Raw genomic sequence first — 19,615 nt, forward strand, 5'->3', positions numbered from 1 at the left:
TATCCTCACGCCGTGCATCTACCCATTTTTCTTTTGGAAACTCCTGACACATAGGACAGCATCTGTCACGGCAGGAGTTATAGTGGACTGACACGCAGCCGCAGTCCTCGCATACACTTACATTCACACCAAAGGCACCGGTTTTGCAATTCATGATGTGATAAGCGGCCTTTCGCTGAGCGGGAGAAATACTATGTGTGGATTCAAAAGATGGATAAAAACGATGAAAAACATCCTGAATCGTACAATCCTTACTCATGATTCACCACCTTCCGAGTTGTCGAACGGGCTGCGGATCCCAAGAAGTGTCTTGTTGCTCACATGAAGGTAAACATCTGTAGAGCGAGGATCAACATGTCCCAGAAGTGACTGGATATATTTTATATCTGTGCCACTTTCGAATAAGTGGCTGGCAAAACTATGACGGCACGCATGAGAGGAAACATGACGGTTAATGCCGGCGAGTTTAGCACTTTTCTTAAAGAACTGGTTAACACTGGCTATATCAAGATATCCACCGGACCAGGAACTTGGGAAAAGGATATCTTTGGGGCGACCACATTTGTACCAATACTCTGTGAGAAGGTCTAAATTCTTTTGAGACAGAATTGTATACCTGTCAATTCTGCCTTTGGTTTCACGAACATGAATTGTCATGTTGGTACGGGAAATGTCATCATAATGGAGATGAACGACCTCCGATACACGTAATCCAGAAGAATACATAGTTGCAATAATCGCTTTATGTTTCAGATTCGGAGTGGCGTCAATGATTGCATTTATTTCATCGCGGGACAGAACAGCAGGAAGATTGCGCTCTCTTTTCATAGCTGGAACAGTGTCATCATCCCAGACAGTCTTCAGCACCTTTTTATATAAGAACTTTATTGCAGACCGATAGTGATTGTGAGTTTCAGGAGACCTTCCTTCCAGACGTTTGGCAGTAAGAAAACTTTCCGCATCTTCAAGTGTAAGATCAGAAACATTTTTTCCAATCCAACGAAGGAAGTAACTGACATCAGAGCAATACAGTTGAATAGTTCTTTCACGCAGGTTACGTTTTTCCGCTTCATTGCGGATGGATTCAAAAATATCTTTATACATAATAAAACCTCCAGAATAAGTAGTGTTAATAATTACATCTACCTATTCGGAGGTGCATTAGCGTCATAATTCCGATTGCGGAAGAGACTGAAAAATGTTATTCTTATCATAGGCAGTGGAGCTTTCTTAGTTCAGTTGTTTCGTGTGGTAACTTAACAATAACGGATTATGGAAAGTAATTCCACTGCTTTTTAATAAAAATAAAACTGCGCCACAGCCTTGGCAGGCCATCGCGCAGCGATTTTGTTCAATCGGAAGTTTTAAAGTGCTGGGAGCGCAAAAAGGAAAGAATAACGCTACCATTGCAGAGTTAAAAGTGGCTTATAAAGGATGCTTTACCTGCCCTTCTGTCGAAGCAGAAAGGATTCCCATGCTTCCGGAGAATTATATTGCCAGCCAGGAAGTGGAAGAGATTCTGGAAATGGTGACGCATACCCCGGCAAGGCTGTTTATGATGACCGGGGAAGCAGGAACCGGGAAAACCACAGATGCCAGGATGCTGGCCCAGATTTTAGGACTTCCCTATTACGTATTTACCTGCGGACCTGGAACGGATGAACTGGAACTCCTGGCAAGTACCGTCCCAAACATGGGAACGAAAAAAAGGATGCTGCCGCAACTGCCAGATTTTCAGGACCTTCAGATGGATCCTGCCTCTGCGCTTTATGTATTAAGCGGTATTTATGAAGACGGCATTTCAGAAGGGGAGGCATTCCACAAACTTTTGAGCCTGGCTTTTGAAAAAGGATATGAAAGTGCAAGGAAAGAGAAGGATTTTTTCTTAAAGGAATCAGAAATCATAAAAGCATGCCGGCGGCCTTCGGTTCTGGAAATACAGGAACCGTCCATGATCGAGAAACCGGGTACCCTGACCAGGCTGAATTCCCTTTTTGATGACGGTGCAGTGACAGATCTGATTAATGGTGAAAAAATCCGACGAGATCCGAATACCATTATCATTATGACCACTAACCTGGATTATGTGGGATGTGGGAATTTTAACCAGTCTGTATTGTCCCGTATGAGTCTGATCCAGCCCAAGCAGGAGCTTACAGAAGAGGAAATGAAGCAGCGGATAACGGCAAGGACTGGGTATGCAGATGAGAACGTTTTAAGGTTTATGATTTCCGTGGTAAAAAAGATCCATGCTTATCTGAAGGAAGAAGATCTCCAGGATGGCGTCTGCGGCTACCGGGAACTGGAAAACTGGGTGCTTACTTTTCGGGCAATTAAAGATATCAGGCGGGCAGCCCAGATTGCGGTCCTTAGTAAGGCAGCAATGGATCCGGAAGAGCAGGAACATCTGATGAAAACCTATATCGAACCATATTATTCGAAACAGGAGTAAAGAATGAAGGATACTTATAGAGAACGGATCAAAGAGGAACAAAAAAAGTTAAGCCCCCAGCAGTTTTTTTTTCAGAAGGCTATCAGCGGCTTTTCCAGCATCTTGCAGATGAAGTGGCAGGGGAAAAGCTGGAGCAGCTGCTTTTGTACCAGAACGCTTCAGATGGGATTGCCGGCTGGAATGACGGAAAGAGGATTGGCATCAACGTTGATAATACAATCACTGGCAGCTTTTTGGAACTGGAACAAAAAAGTGACAGCCTGGTTGGAATTTTAGGACATGAATGCGGCCATGCCAGATTTACGGATTCCAGGCTTCGAAGAGTCTATATACAGAAAATGCAGGCGGGAACCTGGTATCCAGATGCACCGGAGCCCGAAAACGAGGATGAAGAGAGCGCATTGACTGAAATGAATACTTATCTGACCAAGAAAGATCCGGCGGTACTATCCCTTCTGACAGAATGCGCTTCCTATATCAGCAATCTTTTAAATGACGTATATATAGAGGAGAAAATGTGCAGTTTGTTTCCTGGCAGTATCAAAAAAGGGATTCTGGTCAACCGGAGACGTAATGTGGAATGGATCCCTCCTTTGAAAGAACTTTTGGAGGGGAATCCGGATCCGGTTTCCGTCTTTTTAAAAGTACTTGTGCAGTATGCCCTCCGGGGCTACGTAAATTCCTGGAATATGGAAAGCTGTGAGATGCTGGATACCTTAAATGAAGTAAAACAGCTTGTAGATCTGTCTGTGGAAGCAGACAGTGACCTGATCCGTTACCAGGCCACAAACCGGATTCTCCTAAAGATGTGGAAGTATTTTAGAAAGCTTCTGGAGGAACTGAAACAGGAATGTCAGGAACCGGAAGAAAATGGGGAACAGCTGCAGGAGACACAGGAACAATCTCCGGAAAAAGAAACGCCCCAGGAGGAACAGCCAGGAAAAGATTTTTCAGATGAACCACCTGAAAAGGACAATGAAAAATGGAAAGCTAATGCTCAGGAAAATGGATGTGGCGAAGAGCTGACAGAAGAACAGCAAAAAAAGATGGAAAGTGCCATGGATAAGTATTTAAAAGAATTGACGGAGAACCTTCCAGCCTTTATCCAGGAATCGGAGGCAGAGGAAAAAGCTTTACCAGATGTTGAAAATGCCAGGATCATACAGGTTTCCAAAAGAAGCGAAGACCAAAAAGAGAGTACAGATGAGAAATCTGAACTTATATTCCAAAAGATTCTTTTTCAGCTGGTAGAGGGAACTGTAGATCAGAAAATAGGACTGGAAGTCCGAAACCGACTACAGAAGGAAGTGGATGGGATGAAATTTGATGCGGCTCATGACAGGGTGAAAAAAGAGATTTTGTATAAGAATGTCTTTACAGAAGCGGAAAAGAAGTTTCTTCCCCTATATGAAGCTGCTGTAAAAAGAACGGAAAAGCGGCTTCGGGTCAGATTTCTTCCAATTCTGGAAAACCAGAAGGAACGAACGGAACACAGGATGTTTTTCGGAAAGCGGCTGGATATGCGTACAATTGCGGATCCTGGCGGTGCGGTGTACAAGCGGACTTTTCAGGGAAAGAAAACGGATGCAGCCGTCTGTGTATTAGTGGATAATTCCGATTCCATGATGGGACAGCGTATGGAAGCTGCCAAGGCAGCTGCCCTTACCTTATATGATTTTTGCAGGAAGGCTGGAATCCCGGTTCTTGTATATGGGCACCATACGGATGGCTACAGTCATAATAATCCCAGTGAGGAAACCGTCTATTTTCACAGTTGTGCAGAGTTTGCAGAAGACCGAAACGACCGTCTGAGAATTACCACTATGGAAACCTGTGGCAGCAACCGGGATGGGGCAGCCCTTCTTTTTGTGGCAAATAAGCTTCTGAACCGGCCGGAAAAACATAAAATGCTGTTTTTGATCAGTGACGGATTGCCAAATGCAACCTGTTATTCTGGAAGTTATGCCATGGCAGACCTAAGAAAAATCAAGGAAAAACTTGTAAAGAAAGGAATTGTGTTCCAGGCTGCTGCAATTGGCTGGGACAAAAAAGCGATCCAGGAGATTTACGGAAATGCTTATCTTGATATTTCAGATCTGGGGGAACTGCCAGTTCGTCTGACCAAACAGCTTGCAAAGTTACTTAGAAGAGCAAATTAAAAACAGGAGGAATATGATGCAGGATAGAAAAAAGATTTATTCCGAGCAGTTGTTACAGATTCATACGGATTCCAAAAAACGGAATCCTGGAAAGGAAATCTACGCAACCGGGTATGTGATTGAACTAAAAAAAGACTGTTATTTTGCAGGATTTCAAGAGGGAAAAATACTGTGCCGCTCCCTGGAGTATGCCCGTTATTTTTTCAACATCCACAGTGCGGAACAGTTTGTAAAAGAATATCTTGGGTATGCAGGATTAAGATGCAATCTTTGCAAGGTGGCCTGGGGACTTGCGGTTCCCGCCATGGAACCAGGGCAGAGGGAAGAGCTGAAACCCTATGAAAAAAATGGACGGGTTATGAACTTTCCTTCTTATCATGATGGTGTAAAGTATCAGAAAACACATCATCTGGAGAAGAGCACATATGTCCTGCCCCTTGCAAGCAAGGAAAAAGAGCTTTATATTGCTGCATAAAACTTTTGGGGACAATATTGTCCCCTTATTTAATGGAAAGAAACTACATGGAAGGGAGAGAATGACATGACTATAAGGGAAGCCGGAAAAGGTATCGTGAAAAGCACAGGAGGAACCTACCAGATTGGATTTACTGATCTGTATGGGGAAGAGCATGAAACGGAGCTGAGTGCACACAATATGAAGGAGTTAGAAGAACTTTGGCGCTCCCTGTGTCCGGAATTTACATGCAGGCAAAACAGCATCCGTTACATTGAACAGGGATAACGCTGTTGAAATGGTTAATTTTAAGTTTAACAGGAAAAGGGAGATTAAAATGGAATGGAACATTTATAAAGAATGGCTGGATATTAATCTGTATCGACAGATGGTATCCATGATTTATCAGTCCTCTTCGCGGGAAGATAAAATGAATTTTATGCGTAAGGAAAAAGAAAATGACCTGTTTTATGGTGCTTATAAGCAGAGCTTGGAGGAAGAATATGGTCTTTATTATCCCGATGAAGTATTAGAGCGTATAAATGCACACCGGTCAATGACAAAACCTGTCTACCGTGCGCTTGGTCTTGCACTTGCAAAAAGTGATTATCTGCAGGAAAAATGTATGTTTAACGGAACACAAAAAAGCCGTTTCTGGAAGCAGTTTGGCAAAGTACTTGGAAAAAAGGATCTGTGCTGCATTTCAGTTGGATGCCTGCTTTCGGAAAAAGACCGGAAATCCTGGTTCGATGAGTTATATGCATATCCATACGAAAAGGTGGAGGAAATGGTTTTTATCCTCTCTGTTTTTCCGGAAGATATTACTTTATGGCAGCTGCTAAAGGGAAAGGTTGCAGCCTGCCTTGGAAGCAGACGCACCATATCCGTTTATGAAGACTGGCCTGTTTATGCCTGGGTTACAGGCAAATATGACAAAAGATTAAAAAATGACCGGACAAAGGATGTGGCTGTCTTAAAACGGCTGATGAAATTATCCCGAATAAACGCAGAAAATGCGAATGGTATATTGATCGGGCAGTTGGAAAAATCCGGCTATACCAAAGAAGAAGTGATTTTTCTAAATGGTGTCCTTACAAGGTCAGAAAGCGGGCTGGGTCAGCTGGATCAAGAGTCTCTTACAGCCGAGAAGATTGCAGTAAATGTTTTAAAAACCTTTCTGCCCGGAAAAGAGCCCTACCCGGATGCCGTTTATAAACTATGCAAAACACTTTTGTGTCAGTATGATCTGCTTCCGGTACGTATTGATGGAAATGAAAAAATACAGCAGTGCCTGTATGAATGCCTGAATGTGGAAAATGTAAAAACGTTTCTGGCATTATTCCCTTTTCGGAAAAACGGACTGAAAAAGTGGCATTACATAGACTTAAATAAAAAAGAATGGGAATGTCTGGCCGGACAGCTGGATGAGGAAGCCTTTGAGGAATGTGTCAATGATACACTGAAAGGAAATGTCTTTGAAAAACAGGAACTAGTATCTTACCTGAAGAAATACCGGGATCTGACTGGACATGAGTATTCAGATATTTTCCGGAGAACAGGGAATTATGACCTGACCTATGTATTCCATCTGTTATGTGAAAATGAGATCCTGGATGGAATTGGTCTCATGCAAAAATTTGTAAAAGAGCATGAGCAGATTGTTATAAAAGGCTCTTATCCGAAAGAAGAGTATGAAGCTTTGTTAAAAAAGTGGGAACATATATTGTTCTATTTAAAATGTGAAATTGGAAATATTGAAACGGAAAACAGCTATTTCCTTTTGAAACTTCTTGTTGATAAAATCGGTATGGATGGAGTTTCTGGTCATCTGGTGCCCTGGCAGATCATGAAAAAAGCCTTTTTTCTGGATTACTATGAGATCCAAAGAGAAAACTGTGAAATCTATCGTCCAATGTTGGAGAGAAGCATGCACAGGGAATTATTCCTTTGGGCAGAAGAGAAGCTTTTTACGGAAGATACTGAGTATTATGTAAGGTTTCTGCAGGTAATTCTTCTTAAGGAGAGCACAATGCTTTGGATGGAGGAAGAGGAAGCCAGGCAGATTGCAGAAGCGGTTCTTCCGCTTATGGAATCAGGATTTCAGAAAGAACAACTGCACAAAAAATATATGACTGCAGAAGAACTGCAAAATTATGAGAAACAGAAGAACTGGAAAAGCGAGCAGAAAAAGCGGATGGAAAGGTGGAAGAAAGAAAAGGAACTTAAAAAAAGTTTCAATCATATTGTCCGAAAAAATACAGACACAGATCAGATCTTTAAAGCGCTTTACAGTTATTATGCCTATGGCAGGTTTGATGGGATTTCCATGCGTGCCAAAATGGTACTGGGGTATATGAGGGATGTCCTGAAACGAAAAGGAAAAATAGTAACAGATAAACAGGAAATTGAATATCTGATGGAACTGATCCAGAAACTATATGCAGATGGACAGCTGGAACTGGATGGTGTCCGGAAGATATTTGACAGAATGGAGGCAGCATAATGGTAGAAACTGTAATAAAACATTTGACGGAATTTAAGCAGATGACCGAAGCAGCGATTCCGTTTCGCCTTTTGAATGAACAAGGTGAAATAAACTGTGCAAGGGCAGCGGAAAAAATAATAAAAAACCAGGTAGCCGATATAATCCCTTCTTTACGTGAAGAAACACTGTTGTATCTGATGGAGAATCCAGAAGCAATAGATTGTCTTGGAAAATTAAAAAAAGAGGAAGACAGCTTAAACATGGAACGTTTTCAGAAGATTCTTTCCAATGTAGAGAATGACAAGTTATCGGACATTGGATACGGACAGATGAAAAAAATATATTTTGATCCAATGATCCCAGACGAGGCGGCTTATCATTATATGAAATACTATGGAAAACTGGATTTAAGCCTGGAAGAGAAGGAACAGCTGGTAAACAGCCTGACCATGTGTATCGGGGAGCTGGATTTTGACAGGGCAGGAGAAAAAGGGCGTATGCTACTTTTTCAGCCGGTATTTTCCTCTGACCTTCTGCTTGGATTACTGGAGAAGCCCAAAACCATAGAAAGCCTTGAAGATCCTGAACTGCTGAAACTGGTCAACACTCTGGCAGGATACAAGGCAGGAATTGAACCGTTAAACCAGAACCAGTTCGATCAGCTGAGGGAAAAACCTGGTGAAATTTTGGAAAAAATGCAGGTTGTAACAGGATATATTCCAAAAGACCTTCTGTCTTATGGCTTGCAATTGTGGCTGTGGAATGGGGCTTTGTATGCGGACCTTTGTAAACTGGAACGAATTTTTATGGATGGGATGGGTGCATCAGAGGTTTTTAAAAGCAGAGTGTCTTATGTAAATACTTTATACCAGAACCCATTATCTGGAATTGACCTTTCAGGTCTCAGTTATAAAAAGTCTGAACTTCTGTTATATGCAATTACCCAAAAGAAGAAAAACTTTTTGAGGCTGATCCAGAAAGAAAAAATGCTTTTCGACGACCTTCCAGATAATTCCCTATTGCTGGAGGAATCGGTTTATCGGGAATATCTAAATTTAAATACTGTAAACAAGAAGAATTTAAAAGAAAGTGCTGACCTAATCCTGCCACGCCGGCAGTTTCACGATCTGAAAAAAAGAATGTATACTTTTGAGGAGTTAAAACTTCTTTGCAGGGCTGAAAAAACAGTCATATGCTTATACGGGCAACTAACCTGTATGCGAATAGACGACCAGATCTGTGTCCTCCGGGAACTTTTAAAGAGAAAGTGTATGCCAAGAACATTTCAGGATGGACAATTGGGGATACTTGCAAAAGCATTGTCCATAAAGCCTTTATCCAGATGGATAAGGGAAGATTTTGGAAATATCCGTGGCTTAAGCTATGAAACAGCAGTCTGGCTTCTTGTATACCAGGAACAGTTAAAAGGTATGGAAAAAGAGATTACTATGGAAGAACAGGTCTTTTATCTTTTAAAGAATCTGGAGCTGATTAAGGAGTGTGGTTCGTTTTGGGAATTAAAAGAAAAACTTATTATGCGGGATATTTCCTGGGGAGTATTAAAGGAAAAACTTACGTTTTCTGAGGATTTTGTAAAAACAAATGCTACACGGATCGGAGAGTTTATCTTTGCGGGAGGAGCTGAAGTTATAGCAACCTATTTAAAACAGCAGCCATCCAAGAAAGAAGAAATCCGCAGACTTGTTGTAGCAGAACTGCTTGGAAAATTTGAAAAACTGAAATATCCGGCTGGTGATCTTAGCCGAGAGATTGATTTTGCGGTATCAAAAGAAGTGGAACTGGAATGGGAAAAAGATCTGACCTACATTTGCGGAGATCTGACACTGCAAGAGGAAACCAGACTTCTTCCAATCATGCAAATTGGAGAAATCCCAACTTATTCCTGCATTTCTTACCGTACCGGAAGCAACAGCCACTGTCTGTTGTCCTGTTTTGATTCCAATAAAAAGTTTTTATTTATCCAAAAAAATGGACAGGTAGTGTTTCGTGCCATGTTACGGCTGACAAAAGGACCCTATGCAGACGACATGCACCGAAAAAAGATCCAGTTTGCAGATTTATCAAACCTGGATGAGACGAAAGACGAGGAAGGGGAAGAACTGGTCCTTTTCCTGGAACGGTATTATGAGAAAAATTTATCCTGTTTAAATCTTATATTTCCACAATCGTCAGAAATATTTCCATCGATAAATTTAGAAAACTAAAAGCCCAAAAACGATCAGCCAATATGGTTATGGCATTGGATGAACTTGCAGATGTACTGCCGGATGAAAGGTATGCTCCGGGCAGGAATGATGAAGAGATTGGAAAATCGATCAGTATTTTTCTTTACAAACAAAAAGAAGAGATCCGGAGAGTGTTTCTTCTAAAATATTTTATTTTGAATCTAACATAGCTATTGCAGAGAGATGTGGTTTTACTGAACGCAAAGCATTAATGTTTTTGCATTCTTTGTTGGTATGGTTGCAAGTTACTATTTGTATTCAAACTATATTGCAGGATTTTTTCCAAGAAGCTATGCGGTGGTTTGGTTTGGATTTACATCTATTTCTCCATTATTGGCTTTTATCTGCTGGTATACAAAGGGGAAAGGAAAAGTGGCATTTATACTGTCAGCTCTGATTTTGGCAGTGTTGTTCAATATGTGCTTTCTATATGGATTCGGATATTTTAGTGCATGATACCTATTGCCGGATTGTTATTCGTCATGCGTCCTTTGACGCTGCCCGTATGCTGGTGGCAAGGTGGAAACGGGAAATCTCCCTTGAATATTTGACCGAAGAAAAGTTTGTCCCGCTAAGCACCACAGACGAGTATCGCACATCTGCAAAAGCACACGGTATCATCACAAGGGGGGACGACTGCTATCGGAGGTAATCATATGACAAATCAGAGTACAATAGATAAAGAGGTCAAGAAAAAGAGTCGTAAAAAACCGGAAGTTAAGATATATAAAATATCAATACTTGTTCTAAAGAACTAGCACATCTTCTGTAGATTCTGTATCTTTTGATTATCCATCAGTATACTAATTTTAGAGCGAATTATCGTTCTGAAGGAGGTGTTACGATGGATTTAAAAGCGGTTGGTCAGCGAATCAAGGCTGCAAGAGAGGCAAAAAATCTTACACAGGAAGAACTGGCAGCGCTGGTAAATTTAAGTACAACACATGTCAGTGTGATAGAGAGAGGACTAAAAGTAACAAAATTGGATACCTTTGTAGCGATAGCCAATGCACTTGATATATCGGCAGATGCACTGCTGATTGATGTCGTGACACATTCTGTCACAGGTGTTACCAATGAATTGTCTGAAATGATAGAAAAATTACCAAAGAACGAACAGAAAAGAATTTTAAATGCAGTCAGAGCTTTTGTAGGCTAATAGAATTAACTGCAAAATTGAAGGGCATAAAGCTCTTCTTTTTTTTATGGATTTATTTGTAAAACATGTCTTTTTTCGCAATCAAAACCATGATATTATAGTTCTAAAGAACTATATATAATTCTTAAAAATAGATATAGGCAAAATGCAGGATTTGAAGATGTTAATCTGTCTGTGCAGAAAGAACGAAAGAAAGTAACACTTAAAAGAGACAAATCGATATTGAAAGAAGTAACAGATTATGCAGTAGGACAGTTAGAAGGGAATGAATGGAAATATGAAGAGAAGTATCATTGCAGTGATCTCAGGAGCAGTGATCTTGATAATTGCGGCAAAAAGTATTTATATGAAATCTGAATCCGGTCATAAGAAAGGTGAACCGGATGTAGTTGGAACATTTTCCATAAATCGTGATGAAAATATAACTGTGGTCGCTAACCGGGAAAATATTGAAGATAGAGAAGCGTTTGCAAGAGAACTATTGCAGATGTACAAGGATGATTCTTTTCATTCGACAAAATTCTCAACAGACCATGGATATGCGACGAGCCTTGATATGTACATTTATTTATGGAAAGAGGATATTGAAGAAGGAGAGTCGGTAATGACAGCCGAATATAGGCCTATAGAATACGGAAAGGACTATGACGTTGTCAATAATCCTGATAAATTTCAACTATATATAGATGGAGAAGAGATTGAGTAAGAATTTCCTGTGGGCAAACCTTTTATCATATTTTTTAAAGAAAGATTAAAGAATAACAATACAAGCCTTTGGATAGCTGACACCACGCTGCCCGCAGGAGAAAATCTGCGGGCGTTTTTCTATTTATATGATTTTCCATTAAATCTCAATTTTGGAAAGAAGATGACTATCTTAAAGCCCTTTCCCCATTGGGAAGCAGCTTCCAGACGAAGGTTTAGATCGTCAGCCATCTTCTTAACCAGGTAAAGCCCTATACCGGTGGCTTTCTTTCTGCTGTCAGTAAAATCCCCGGTAAAGCCCTTCTGAAAAATATACGGCAGATCATATTTTTTTACACCGATGCCGTTATCCTCAACTGAAAGGACATCTGCGGTCTCCGAATGTATCATAGAGATCGTTAGCATGGGACTATCGCTGCTATATTTTATGGCATTGCTCACGATCTGTCCCAACATAAACTGAAGCCCTCTACGGTCTGTATAGACTGTTTCAGATTGCAGTTTATTGAGAATTACAAACTGCTTTTCTTCCAGAAGTGGGGCATAGTCCTCCAGAACTTCCCCCAAGCAGTCATTCAAATTGATATCCTCAAACTGATAATCCTTTGTACTGCTCTTTAACCGGGCATAGTATAACATTTGAGTGACATCCTCCTGAAGCTGACTGCGGACATAATCCAGCTTTGCTTGCAGGGGAGGAGATATTTCGTCGCTCCGATTATCCAGGAGCATAGTCAACAGCGATAGGGGCGTTTTCGCTTCATGTGCCCAGCCCTCCACATATTCTTCATAGTCCTGTAGGGCATCTGCCATACTGTTACTCTCAGTTTTGTGTTCCTGTAAAACGGATGCCAGAAGCTGGATAGATTCTCCTTCTTCCCGGCTGATGGCACTGAGCAGCCGTTCCTTGTTGCAGATGGTAGGATCACTGAGGAAATCCCGGAACAGCTCTCGGCGGGTGGTCTCCCGCTTGTTTAGCACAAACAGGATCGCTGAAAACAGAAGGATGCTTGTCAGAACCACTAACCCAATCAAGGTCTGAAATGCCTGAATGTCAGAAATCCAAAGAATGATAGAACAAAAGCAATCCACACCCAGCAGCAACAGCAGCCAAGGGTAGTACCGTTCTATTATGCGCCAAAACTGCTTCATGGAGATACCTCCGCTTCCAAACGATAGCCCATCCCACGAACCGCAACGATTCGTTGCTTCATCTCCAGACCGGACATCGTCTTTTTCAACCGGGTCAGGTTAACCTGCAAGGCATTTTCGTCTATGTATTCTGTGGTTCCCCATAGTGCTAAGCAAAGCTGCTCCGTCGTGACCAGAGCATCACCACTGGCCAAAAGAGCAACCAACAGTTTTCCCTGATTTTTGGGAAGCACCACAGAGGTGTTATGAATATAAAGTGTGTAAGTCTGCTGGTCCAACAGGAAATCCAATCCCTCTATGAGGTTGGTACGGCCTTCATACCTTTTGAGAATATTGGATACCCTGGCAAGAAGCCGGTCTTTTCTGCACGGCTTCGTCAAATATTCATCTGCACCCAACTGGAACGCTTGCAGTTCATCCTTTACCTGGTCTCTGGAAGTCAGCACCAGGACGGGGATAGCGGTTTTATTCTTTAGCTCCTGACAGATTTGAAAGCCACTGATCTCCGGCAAATTCAGGTCTAAGATCACAAGGTCAGGACGGAGGGCTGCCAAGAGCCGAGCGGCATCTTCAAACTCGGTGATTGCCTCCACAAGATACCCGTCCTTTTGGAGCATATTGCAGAGCTCTTCCCGCATATAGACTTCATCTTCCACAACAGCAATTCTTTTCACGACAGCACCTCCTTCCAAATTATTCTTCTCTCTGTGGCTGCATCAGTGTCAGCAAATACCGATCACTGGAGCGCTTGACCACACTCATATAAACACATTCTATCACACAAAGTAGCAAAATCATAGCAGCAGATACAGGTAGCATTTCAGACACTGTCCCACGGGTTCGTGACGAGAGTATCCCTGTAAACAACGCTCTGACTCCAAACAGACTGCTGACAGCTGCAACCAATACAGGAAGTCCCATAAACCACGAAATCTGCTTTCTGGCGGACTGGCAAAGGCTTTCGTAAGTGGCTCCCAAGCGGATCAGGGTCTGGTATCTACGCCCGGTTTTCTGCTGGCTCATCAGGAACTGAACACCCACAATGGTGTTGGCAACCACCAGGAACACAATCGCCAGATAGAGGGTAATATAGATGGATGCTACGGTGTAGAAAAGCTGGCGGCCCATATTCTGAAGATAGCTTTCATATTCAAGGCCAGTTTCGTCCAGCTTCTCGCTCAAATTTAAATATGCAGTCATAAGGCTATTTCCTTCCATAGCCTGCTTACTGAGTACCGCATTCACATACGTATCATACATTCCTTGGGTATGATAGAGGAAGGCTTCATCTGGAAGAATCAATGCAAAGGACAAAGTAATAGAACGGTCCGCGACCAAATTCACAGACTGAACCTCTCCTGTAAGATGAATCGGACTGCCAACCAGTTCCGTTTCAGGATGTTCAGTAAGTATGCCGTTCAGCATTGCGGTGCGATTTACAGTAGTGAAGTCGGAACCTATATAAACAGCGGCTTCATCCTCACTTAATTTAATGACAGGTTTGCCGGACAATTCCAGTAAACGATTATAGTCTGACAGACAAATTAGATACGGATCTGTGGCATAACCAAGAGTGTTCAAAAGGACATCCCGATCTTCCGACTGGGGCAAGCTCCGAAGAGATTCCATAACAGCATCCATGCTGTAGGCATTCTCGTAATCTTCTGTGGTGCGAATATGCCCAACCTTCATTTCAAAAAGCTCAGAAAACTGATTTTCCAAACCGTTTTCGTTCAGGGTTTTCTGTATATTCAAAAGAAGCTGCGCCGAATCTTCAACGGTATAATCTTCAAAGGTATAGTCAATTACATGGTCGGTGGATAGATTGTTTGTCCCTGCGATTCCTAAGCCTGCACCAAAGCAACACAGTGCTGCAAGAATCAGCAGAGAGCTGATAGCCATAGAGCTTGACTGATGAATGACATTCTCCTGAATCTGGCGGAAAGTAAATACATGAAGCTGCTTTTTTCCTTTGCCTTTTTTAACAATCAGAGCAATCAGTGCCCGCATTCCGTAGAACAGCAACATCGTACCAGCCGAACCTAACAGTAAAGTCAGTCCCATCATACTTACCTTTGTCCATGCAATTCCTTGAATTGCCATGTAATAAGCCGTTGCCAACATCACACTTGCACATACAGCAGCCAGCCCATAGAAAATAGAAGGCATTTGCTTTTTGGGACGGTTCGCTGGCTGGGATAGCAAAGTACCGATCTCCTGGCGGCTGATCCGTCCACTCAAAATCAGAAGTGCCGTCAGCTTAATTGCCAGAAATCCTGCCAACGTCCATTCAATCGCAGACCAAGATAAAGAAAACTGATGACCGATGATTCCCATGCCTACTAGCTTGGCGGTGACAAGACTGACAATTTCTGAAAGCACCACAGCCACAGGTAAACCTATGAGCATGGCAAGAATACTAGTCAGGCAATCTTCCGCCAGAAGCATACCAAACAGTTTACTTCTACGCATCCCCAACATTAGATAAACACCAAACTCATGCCGTCTGCGCTCGAACTGATACTTGCAGGCAAAATAGATCAAAAAGAAAAGAATACCCAAGGTCATTCCGTAAAACACAGGAATCAGAAGCAAGAGCCTGTTCACGGCATCGCTCTCCATCTTCTGCAAAAAGATCATAACATCCTGAGTAGAGATGGAAAGAATCATGTAAAAGGCAACAATAGAAATCACCAGGGAGCTGAAAAACAGACCGTTTTCCTTTCGGCTGCGACGGCTGTTCCGAAGAATGAGATTAGAGAACATTTGCGCCGCCCCCTCCCATTTGCGCCATCACTTTTAGGATGCGCCCGTAGAACTCCTGCTGGGATTCGTCTCCACGTCGTAGCTCATGAAAGATCACGCCATCCTGGATGAACAGGATTCGCTTACAGAAGCTGGCGGCATTGGAATCATGGGTTACCATCAGGATCGTAGCTTGTTCGTAACGATTCAGGTCGGACAGCTTCTCCATAAGACTTCTTGCGTTCTTAGAATCCAGCGCACCCGTCGGCTCATCGGCAAGAATCATTTGAGGATGCAAGATCAGAGCCCTTGCTGCCGCAACACGCTGACGTTGACCGCCGGACATCTTGGACGGAAACTTATCCAGAACATCAGTGATTTCCAGATAGTTAGTCAACTGCTTCAGCCTCTGGCTGCTTTCTGCTTCGGATACCCCATGCAAGGAAGTCGGAAGCAGGATGTTTTCTCTGCCAGTCAGGTTGTCCAGCAATTCAAAGTTCTGAAATAGATAACCAACTTTTTTGCTACGGTACTCTGCAAGAGTCTTTCCCTTGAGCGATTGCAAAGTATCCCCATCCACCTGAATGCGTCCGCCTGTGGGCTGAATCACAGTTGCAATACAGTTGAGAAGCGTGGATTTACCGGAACCGCTGCTTCCCATAATACCGAGAAACTCTCCCGGCATGACCTGAAAAGTGATTCCGTTCAGGGCTCTCGTCTGGTTTGGCAAAGTCCCATAGACTTTGGTAAGATTTTCAATATTCAAAATTGGGTTCATATGAATACCTCCTATCCATTTTTAGGTAAATGATAGCACAGAAACACAATATATAACACTTACAGTCGCTGTAAGAATTCTGTTCCTGTTTTCAGAACAAGAATGACGCATCAAGGGGGGAGAAGTATATGTTTTGTAAGAACATCGGATGGCAATGAAAAAATATGCCGGCCTGCATGGATGGCATCCTCGGCAATCAGAAGCTCTGTCAGCTTATCCATCGCTTTCCGGTAAGCCTGCTCTGTACCGCTGGCGGTGCTTCCCTCAAACATAACCGCCAGTTCTGATATGATACCCTCAAGTAGGTTTTTATATTTTTATGCCCTACTTGAGGGTATCATATCAGATATTCTGAAAAATTTTATAGGAAGGATCTATTATAAAATTGACATAGGAATGCGGTAGAGTATAATTACAATTGAATACACTGAAAAATGGAGGAATCACATGAAAGCACACAAATATTGGTCGTTAGGAGCATTTATTACCATGATTGGAACTGTTTATACAGGATATAAAGGCTTAAAATCAAGTCACAAATATTTTGCACTAAGCTCTCTGCTTTGTATGATAATGTCTATCTATACAGGACACAAAATGATTTCTGGCAGTAAAAAAACAAGAAAGAAAGCGGAAGCTACAGAAACGGAGGATTAAAAAATGTTGGAAACAGGAACAAAAGCCCCTGATTTTGAACTGCCGGATCAGAACGGAAACATGCATAAATTAAGTGATTATGCCGGAAAGAAAGTAATTTTATATTTTTACCCGAAAGATAATACAGCTGGCTGTACGAAACAGGCATGTGGCTTTTCAGATCGGTATCCTCAGTTTACAGAAAAAGGAGCTGTTATCCTTGGTGTTAGTAAGGATTCAGTAGCTTCTCATAAGAGATTTGAAGAAAAATACGGACTGGCATTTACCTTATTGGCAGATCCGGAGCGCAAAGTGATTGAGGCATATGACGTTTGGAAAGAAAAGAAGAATTATGGAAAAGTCTCTATGGGAGTAGTAAGGACGACCTATCTGATTGATGAGCATGGAATTATCATAAAGGCAAATGATAAAGTGAAAGCAGCAGATGATCCTGAAAATATGCTGAAGGAATTGGCGTGATGAAGATTATATTATCACCGGCAAAAAAGATGATTACGGATACGGACAGCATAGCACCCGTAGGAATGCCGGATTTTCTTGATAAGACAACGAAGATACTGAGTTGGATGAAGAGCCTGGAAAAAGAGGAACTGAAAGCAATCTGGAAATGTAATGACAAGATTGCCAGGCAGAACTTTGACAGATTAGAAAATATGGATCTTTATCACATGCTTACTCCAGCTATTTTGTCTTATGAAGGAATTGCATTCCAGTATATGGCACCAGCAGTGTTTGAAGACGGACAGTTTGAGTATATCCAAAAGCATCTGAGAATTTTATCCGCATTTTATGGAAGCTTAAAGCCACTGGACGGTGTGAAACCATATCGCCTGGAAATGCAGGCAAAGGTTACAATAGGAAATACCCGAAATTTATATGACTATTGGGGAGATCTGCTATATCAGTCCGTTATTGATGACAGCCGGATCATTATTAATCTGGCATCAAAAGAATATTCGAAATGCATAGAAAAATATCTGTCACCAAAAGATACGTATATAACGATTACATTTTGTGAATTATCCGGAGAAAAGCTGGTAACAAAAGGTACTTATGCAAAAATGGCCCGCGGCGAAATGGTCAGATTTATGGCAGAAAGAGGGATTGAAAATCCAGCTGATATACAAGAATTTAACAGACTGGGCTATAGGTTTAGAGAAGACTTGTCATCAGAGAAGGAATATATTTTTGAACGGTTGTCTGCACTGTAGTGTGGTATTGCATACTAATAAAACTACATAAAATCATAGCAGAATAATAAAACTGTAATCAGGCATTTTGAGAGAGGAAGCACTGATTGTTTTGAAAGAATACTTTGGTACTCACAAGAAAGGCTGATATACCTCCAGTTTGCAGAAAAAAATGCTGGACCGGAGAGTAAAAAATACGATAATTTATATAAATGGCCTATCATAAACCTAAAGCTGAAAAGAAGGATTGATAATTTTGAATGACCATAAAGCAACTTTTGATGTTGAAAGTAACTTTGAATATCGTAGACATACAATGTCTGGTTGAAAATTCGTGGATTCTCATTTTATGTCGTGGTAATTTTGTTACATATTGGTAAACTGTAAGTGGAAGAGAGGTAGAGACATGGACACAAAAAAGATCGGAGCTTTTTTAAAGCAATGTCGTAAGGAAAAGAATCTGACACAAGAGCAGCTTGCTGAGAAATTCAGAGTGTCTGCAAGAACAGTTTCCAGATGGGAAACAGGAACAAATATGCCAGATCTTAGCATACTTGTTGAGCTTGCTGAATATTACGATGTTGAAATGAGAGAGCTCCTGGATGGAGAAAGGAGCCAGGCTATGAATAAAGAGATGAGAGAAACTTTGGACAAAGTTGCAATGTATGAAGAATGGACAAAACGAAAAGCACTACAGGCTGGAAATCTTGCCTTTGCATCAATGTTTGTGATTGGTGTAATGGCAATTATTATTCAAATGTTATTGACAATAAATATTCGTTTTATTTTAGGAGAGACAGTAAGTGTTTTAGCCGGAGGAATCCTGTATGCAACTATTATGATATACAATGGAATATGGGATAAATGTTTGCCCCAAAATACTACTGTATGGAGGGATTTTCTTACCAGCGTATTATGTTCAGGAATTTTTGCTTTCCTCTATGGCGTATGCTTGTTAAGAATGGGAGCTACAGAAACACAGATAACACGATTAGCTTTTGAATTTTGGATCGGTATTACTATTGTCGCATTTATTATTCTTAGAATTCTGACATTTATCAATCGGAAAAAGAAACAAAATCCAACAAATACTCAAAATATAAAAGAAATTTCACCATTATCTAAGATGGAATATATCAAGATTTACAATGCACAAAATATAATAGAAACGGAACAACTCATGGAAATGTTAAGACAAAATGGAATAATGGCTTTTTCACAGGAGGCAAGTGCGAATGTTGCGATGCATGGGGCACATGGCTTTGGAATATATGGAATGGATATATTCGTAAAAACTGATGATGCAGAAAATGCAGTAGAGCTGATTAAGGAGATTCGAAATCAAGAAAAGCAGTAGAAAATTGGTATTCTTGATAAAAAAAATTGGATTCAGATGACAAAAGGAGAATGGCTAAAGCTGTTCTCTTTTTTTT

At 41.4% G+C, this 19,615-nt stretch carries 20 protein-coding genes; 13 read left to right on the plus strand and 7 right to left on the minus strand.

Going from position 1 to position 19,615, the window contains the following annotated elements; all coding sequences use genetic code 11:
- Positions 1–259 (minus strand): transposase zinc-binding domain-containing protein (locus AB5618_RS14265; protein WP_368366855.1); only part of this gene is annotated, 259 nt, incomplete at its 3' end.
- Entirely contained in the window at positions 256–1,104 is an 849-nt protein-coding gene (locus tag AB5618_RS14270) for a site-specific integrase (RefSeq protein WP_015514770.1), read from the minus strand. The genes AB5618_RS14265 and AB5618_RS14270, both read right to left, overlap by 4 nt.
- Before the next feature lie 265 nt (positions 1,105–1,369).
- On the opposite strand from AB5618_RS14270, the gene AB5618_RS14275 reads away from it, so the two are divergent.
- The 9 genes from AB5618_RS14275 (at position 1,370) to AB5618_RS14315 (ending at position 11,661) form a co-directional block, all read left to right on the plus strand.
- On the plus strand, positions 1,370–2,452 hold the full coding sequence (locus AB5618_RS14275) for a hypothetical protein (protein ID WP_368366856.1): 1,083 nt from the start codon (positions 1,370–1,372) through the stop codon (positions 2,450–2,452).
- 113 nt (positions 2,453–2,565) lie between these two features.
- Complete coding sequence (locus tag AB5618_RS14280) at positions 2,566–4,611, plus strand: nitric oxide reductase activation protein (RefSeq protein ID WP_148462684.1); 2,046 nt, start codon at positions 2,566–2,568, stop codon at positions 4,609–4,611.
- Between the two features lie 13 nt (positions 4,612–4,624).
- The gene (locus AB5618_RS14285; RefSeq protein ID WP_148462683.1) at positions 4,625–5,086 is read left to right on the plus strand and encodes a hypothetical protein; all 462 of its coding nucleotides are present in this window, start codon (positions 4,625–4,627) and stop codon (positions 5,084–5,086) included.
- 66 nt (positions 5,087–5,152) lie between these two features.
- The gene (locus tag AB5618_RS14290) at positions 5,153–5,353 is read left to right on the plus strand and encodes a hypothetical protein (protein WP_148462682.1); all 201 of its coding nucleotides are present in this window, start codon (positions 5,153–5,155) and stop codon (positions 5,351–5,353) included.
- A 49-nt stretch (positions 5,354–5,402) separates the two neighbouring features.
- Positions 5,403–7,568, plus strand: coding sequence for a hypothetical protein (locus AB5618_RS14295; protein WP_148462681.1), 2,166 nt, complete (start codon positions 5,403–5,405; stop codon positions 7,566–7,568).
- The gene (locus tag AB5618_RS14300) at positions 7,568–9,775 is read left to right on the plus strand and encodes a hypothetical protein (RefSeq protein ID WP_148462680.1); all 2,208 of its coding nucleotides are present in this window, start codon (positions 7,568–7,570) and stop codon (positions 9,773–9,775) included. The genes AB5618_RS14295 and AB5618_RS14300 overlap by 1 nt, the downstream gene beginning before the upstream one ends.
- 469 nt (positions 9,776–10,244) lie before the next feature.
- Positions 10,245–10,448, plus strand: coding sequence for a hypothetical protein (locus AB5618_RS14305; RefSeq protein WP_195590185.1), 204 nt, complete (start codon positions 10,245–10,247; stop codon positions 10,446–10,448).
- A 192-nt stretch (positions 10,449–10,640) separates the two neighbouring features.
- Entirely contained in the window at positions 10,641–10,955 is a 315-nt protein-coding gene (locus AB5618_RS14310) for a helix-turn-helix domain-containing protein (protein WP_148462678.1), read from the plus strand.
- Between the two features lie 277 nt (positions 10,956–11,232).
- Entirely contained in the window at positions 11,233–11,661 is a 429-nt protein-coding gene (locus AB5618_RS14315; protein WP_148462677.1) for a hypothetical protein, read from the plus strand.
- A gap of 119 nt (positions 11,662–11,780) precedes the next feature.
- Here AB5618_RS14315 and AB5618_RS14320 read toward each other — a convergent pair whose 3' ends face one another.
- The 5 genes from AB5618_RS14320 to AB5618_RS14340 form a co-directional block, all read right to left on the minus strand.
- Positions 11,781–12,812, minus strand: a complete 1,032-nt coding sequence (locus tag AB5618_RS14320; RefSeq protein ID WP_148462676.1) for a HAMP domain-containing sensor histidine kinase — start codon at positions 12,810–12,812, stop codon at positions 11,781–11,783.
- Positions 12,809–13,486 carry a response regulator transcription factor gene (locus tag AB5618_RS14325; RefSeq protein ID WP_023922618.1) on the minus strand — a complete coding sequence of 226 codons (678 nt, stop codon included), beginning with the start codon at positions 13,484–13,486 and terminating at the stop codon, positions 12,809–12,811. Before AB5618_RS14325 ends, AB5618_RS14320 begins: the two co-directional genes overlap by 4 nt.
- A 19-nt stretch (positions 13,487–13,505) precedes the next feature.
- Positions 13,506–15,578, minus strand: coding sequence for an ABC transporter permease (locus tag AB5618_RS14330; RefSeq protein ID WP_148462675.1), 2,073 nt, complete (start codon positions 15,576–15,578; stop codon positions 13,506–13,508).
- Positions 15,568–16,335 (minus strand): ABC transporter ATP-binding protein, encoded by a 768-nt coding sequence (locus AB5618_RS14335; RefSeq protein ID WP_148462674.1) that lies wholly within the window; start codon positions 16,333–16,335, stop codon positions 15,568–15,570. The genes AB5618_RS14330 and AB5618_RS14335 overlap by 11 nt, the downstream gene beginning before the upstream one ends.
- Positions 16,336–16,445: 110 nt before the next feature.
- Positions 16,446–16,607 (minus strand): hypothetical protein, encoded by a 162-nt coding sequence (locus tag AB5618_RS14340; RefSeq protein WP_173719094.1) that lies wholly within the window; start codon positions 16,605–16,607, stop codon positions 16,446–16,448.
- A gap of 175 nt (positions 16,608–16,782) precedes the next feature.
- On the opposite strand from AB5618_RS14340, the gene AB5618_RS14345 reads away from it, so the two are divergent.
- From AB5618_RS14345 to AB5618_RS14360, 4 genes are all read left to right on the plus strand, one after another.
- Positions 16,783–16,992 (plus strand): DUF6219 family protein, encoded by a 210-nt coding sequence (locus AB5618_RS14345; protein ID WP_148462673.1) that lies wholly within the window; start codon positions 16,783–16,785, stop codon positions 16,990–16,992.
- 3 nt (positions 16,993–16,995) lie between these two features.
- Positions 16,996–17,451: a thioredoxin-dependent thiol peroxidase gene (bcp, locus tag AB5618_RS14350; RefSeq protein WP_148462672.1), complete on the plus strand. Its 456-nt coding sequence runs from the start codon at positions 16,996–16,998 to the stop codon at positions 17,449–17,451.
- Positions 17,451–18,203 carry a peroxide stress protein YaaA gene (gene yaaA / locus AB5618_RS14355; RefSeq protein WP_148462671.1) on the plus strand — a complete coding sequence of 251 codons (753 nt, stop codon included), beginning with the start codon at positions 17,451–17,453 and terminating at the stop codon, positions 18,201–18,203. The genes bcp and yaaA overlap by 1 nt, the downstream gene beginning before the upstream one ends.
- 385 nt (positions 18,204–18,588) lie before the next feature.
- Entirely contained in the window at positions 18,589–19,539 is a 951-nt protein-coding gene (locus tag AB5618_RS14360) for a helix-turn-helix domain-containing protein (RefSeq protein ID WP_148462670.1), read from the plus strand.
- Positions 19,540–19,615: the final 76 nt, after the last annotated feature.

It is taken from the genome of Ruminococcus sp. J1101004sp1_RTP21198st1_B9_RTP21198_201120, from assembly GCF_040924245.1.
Lineage (GTDB): Bacteria > Bacillota > Clostridia > Lachnospirales > Lachnospiraceae > Blautia_A > Blautia_A faecis.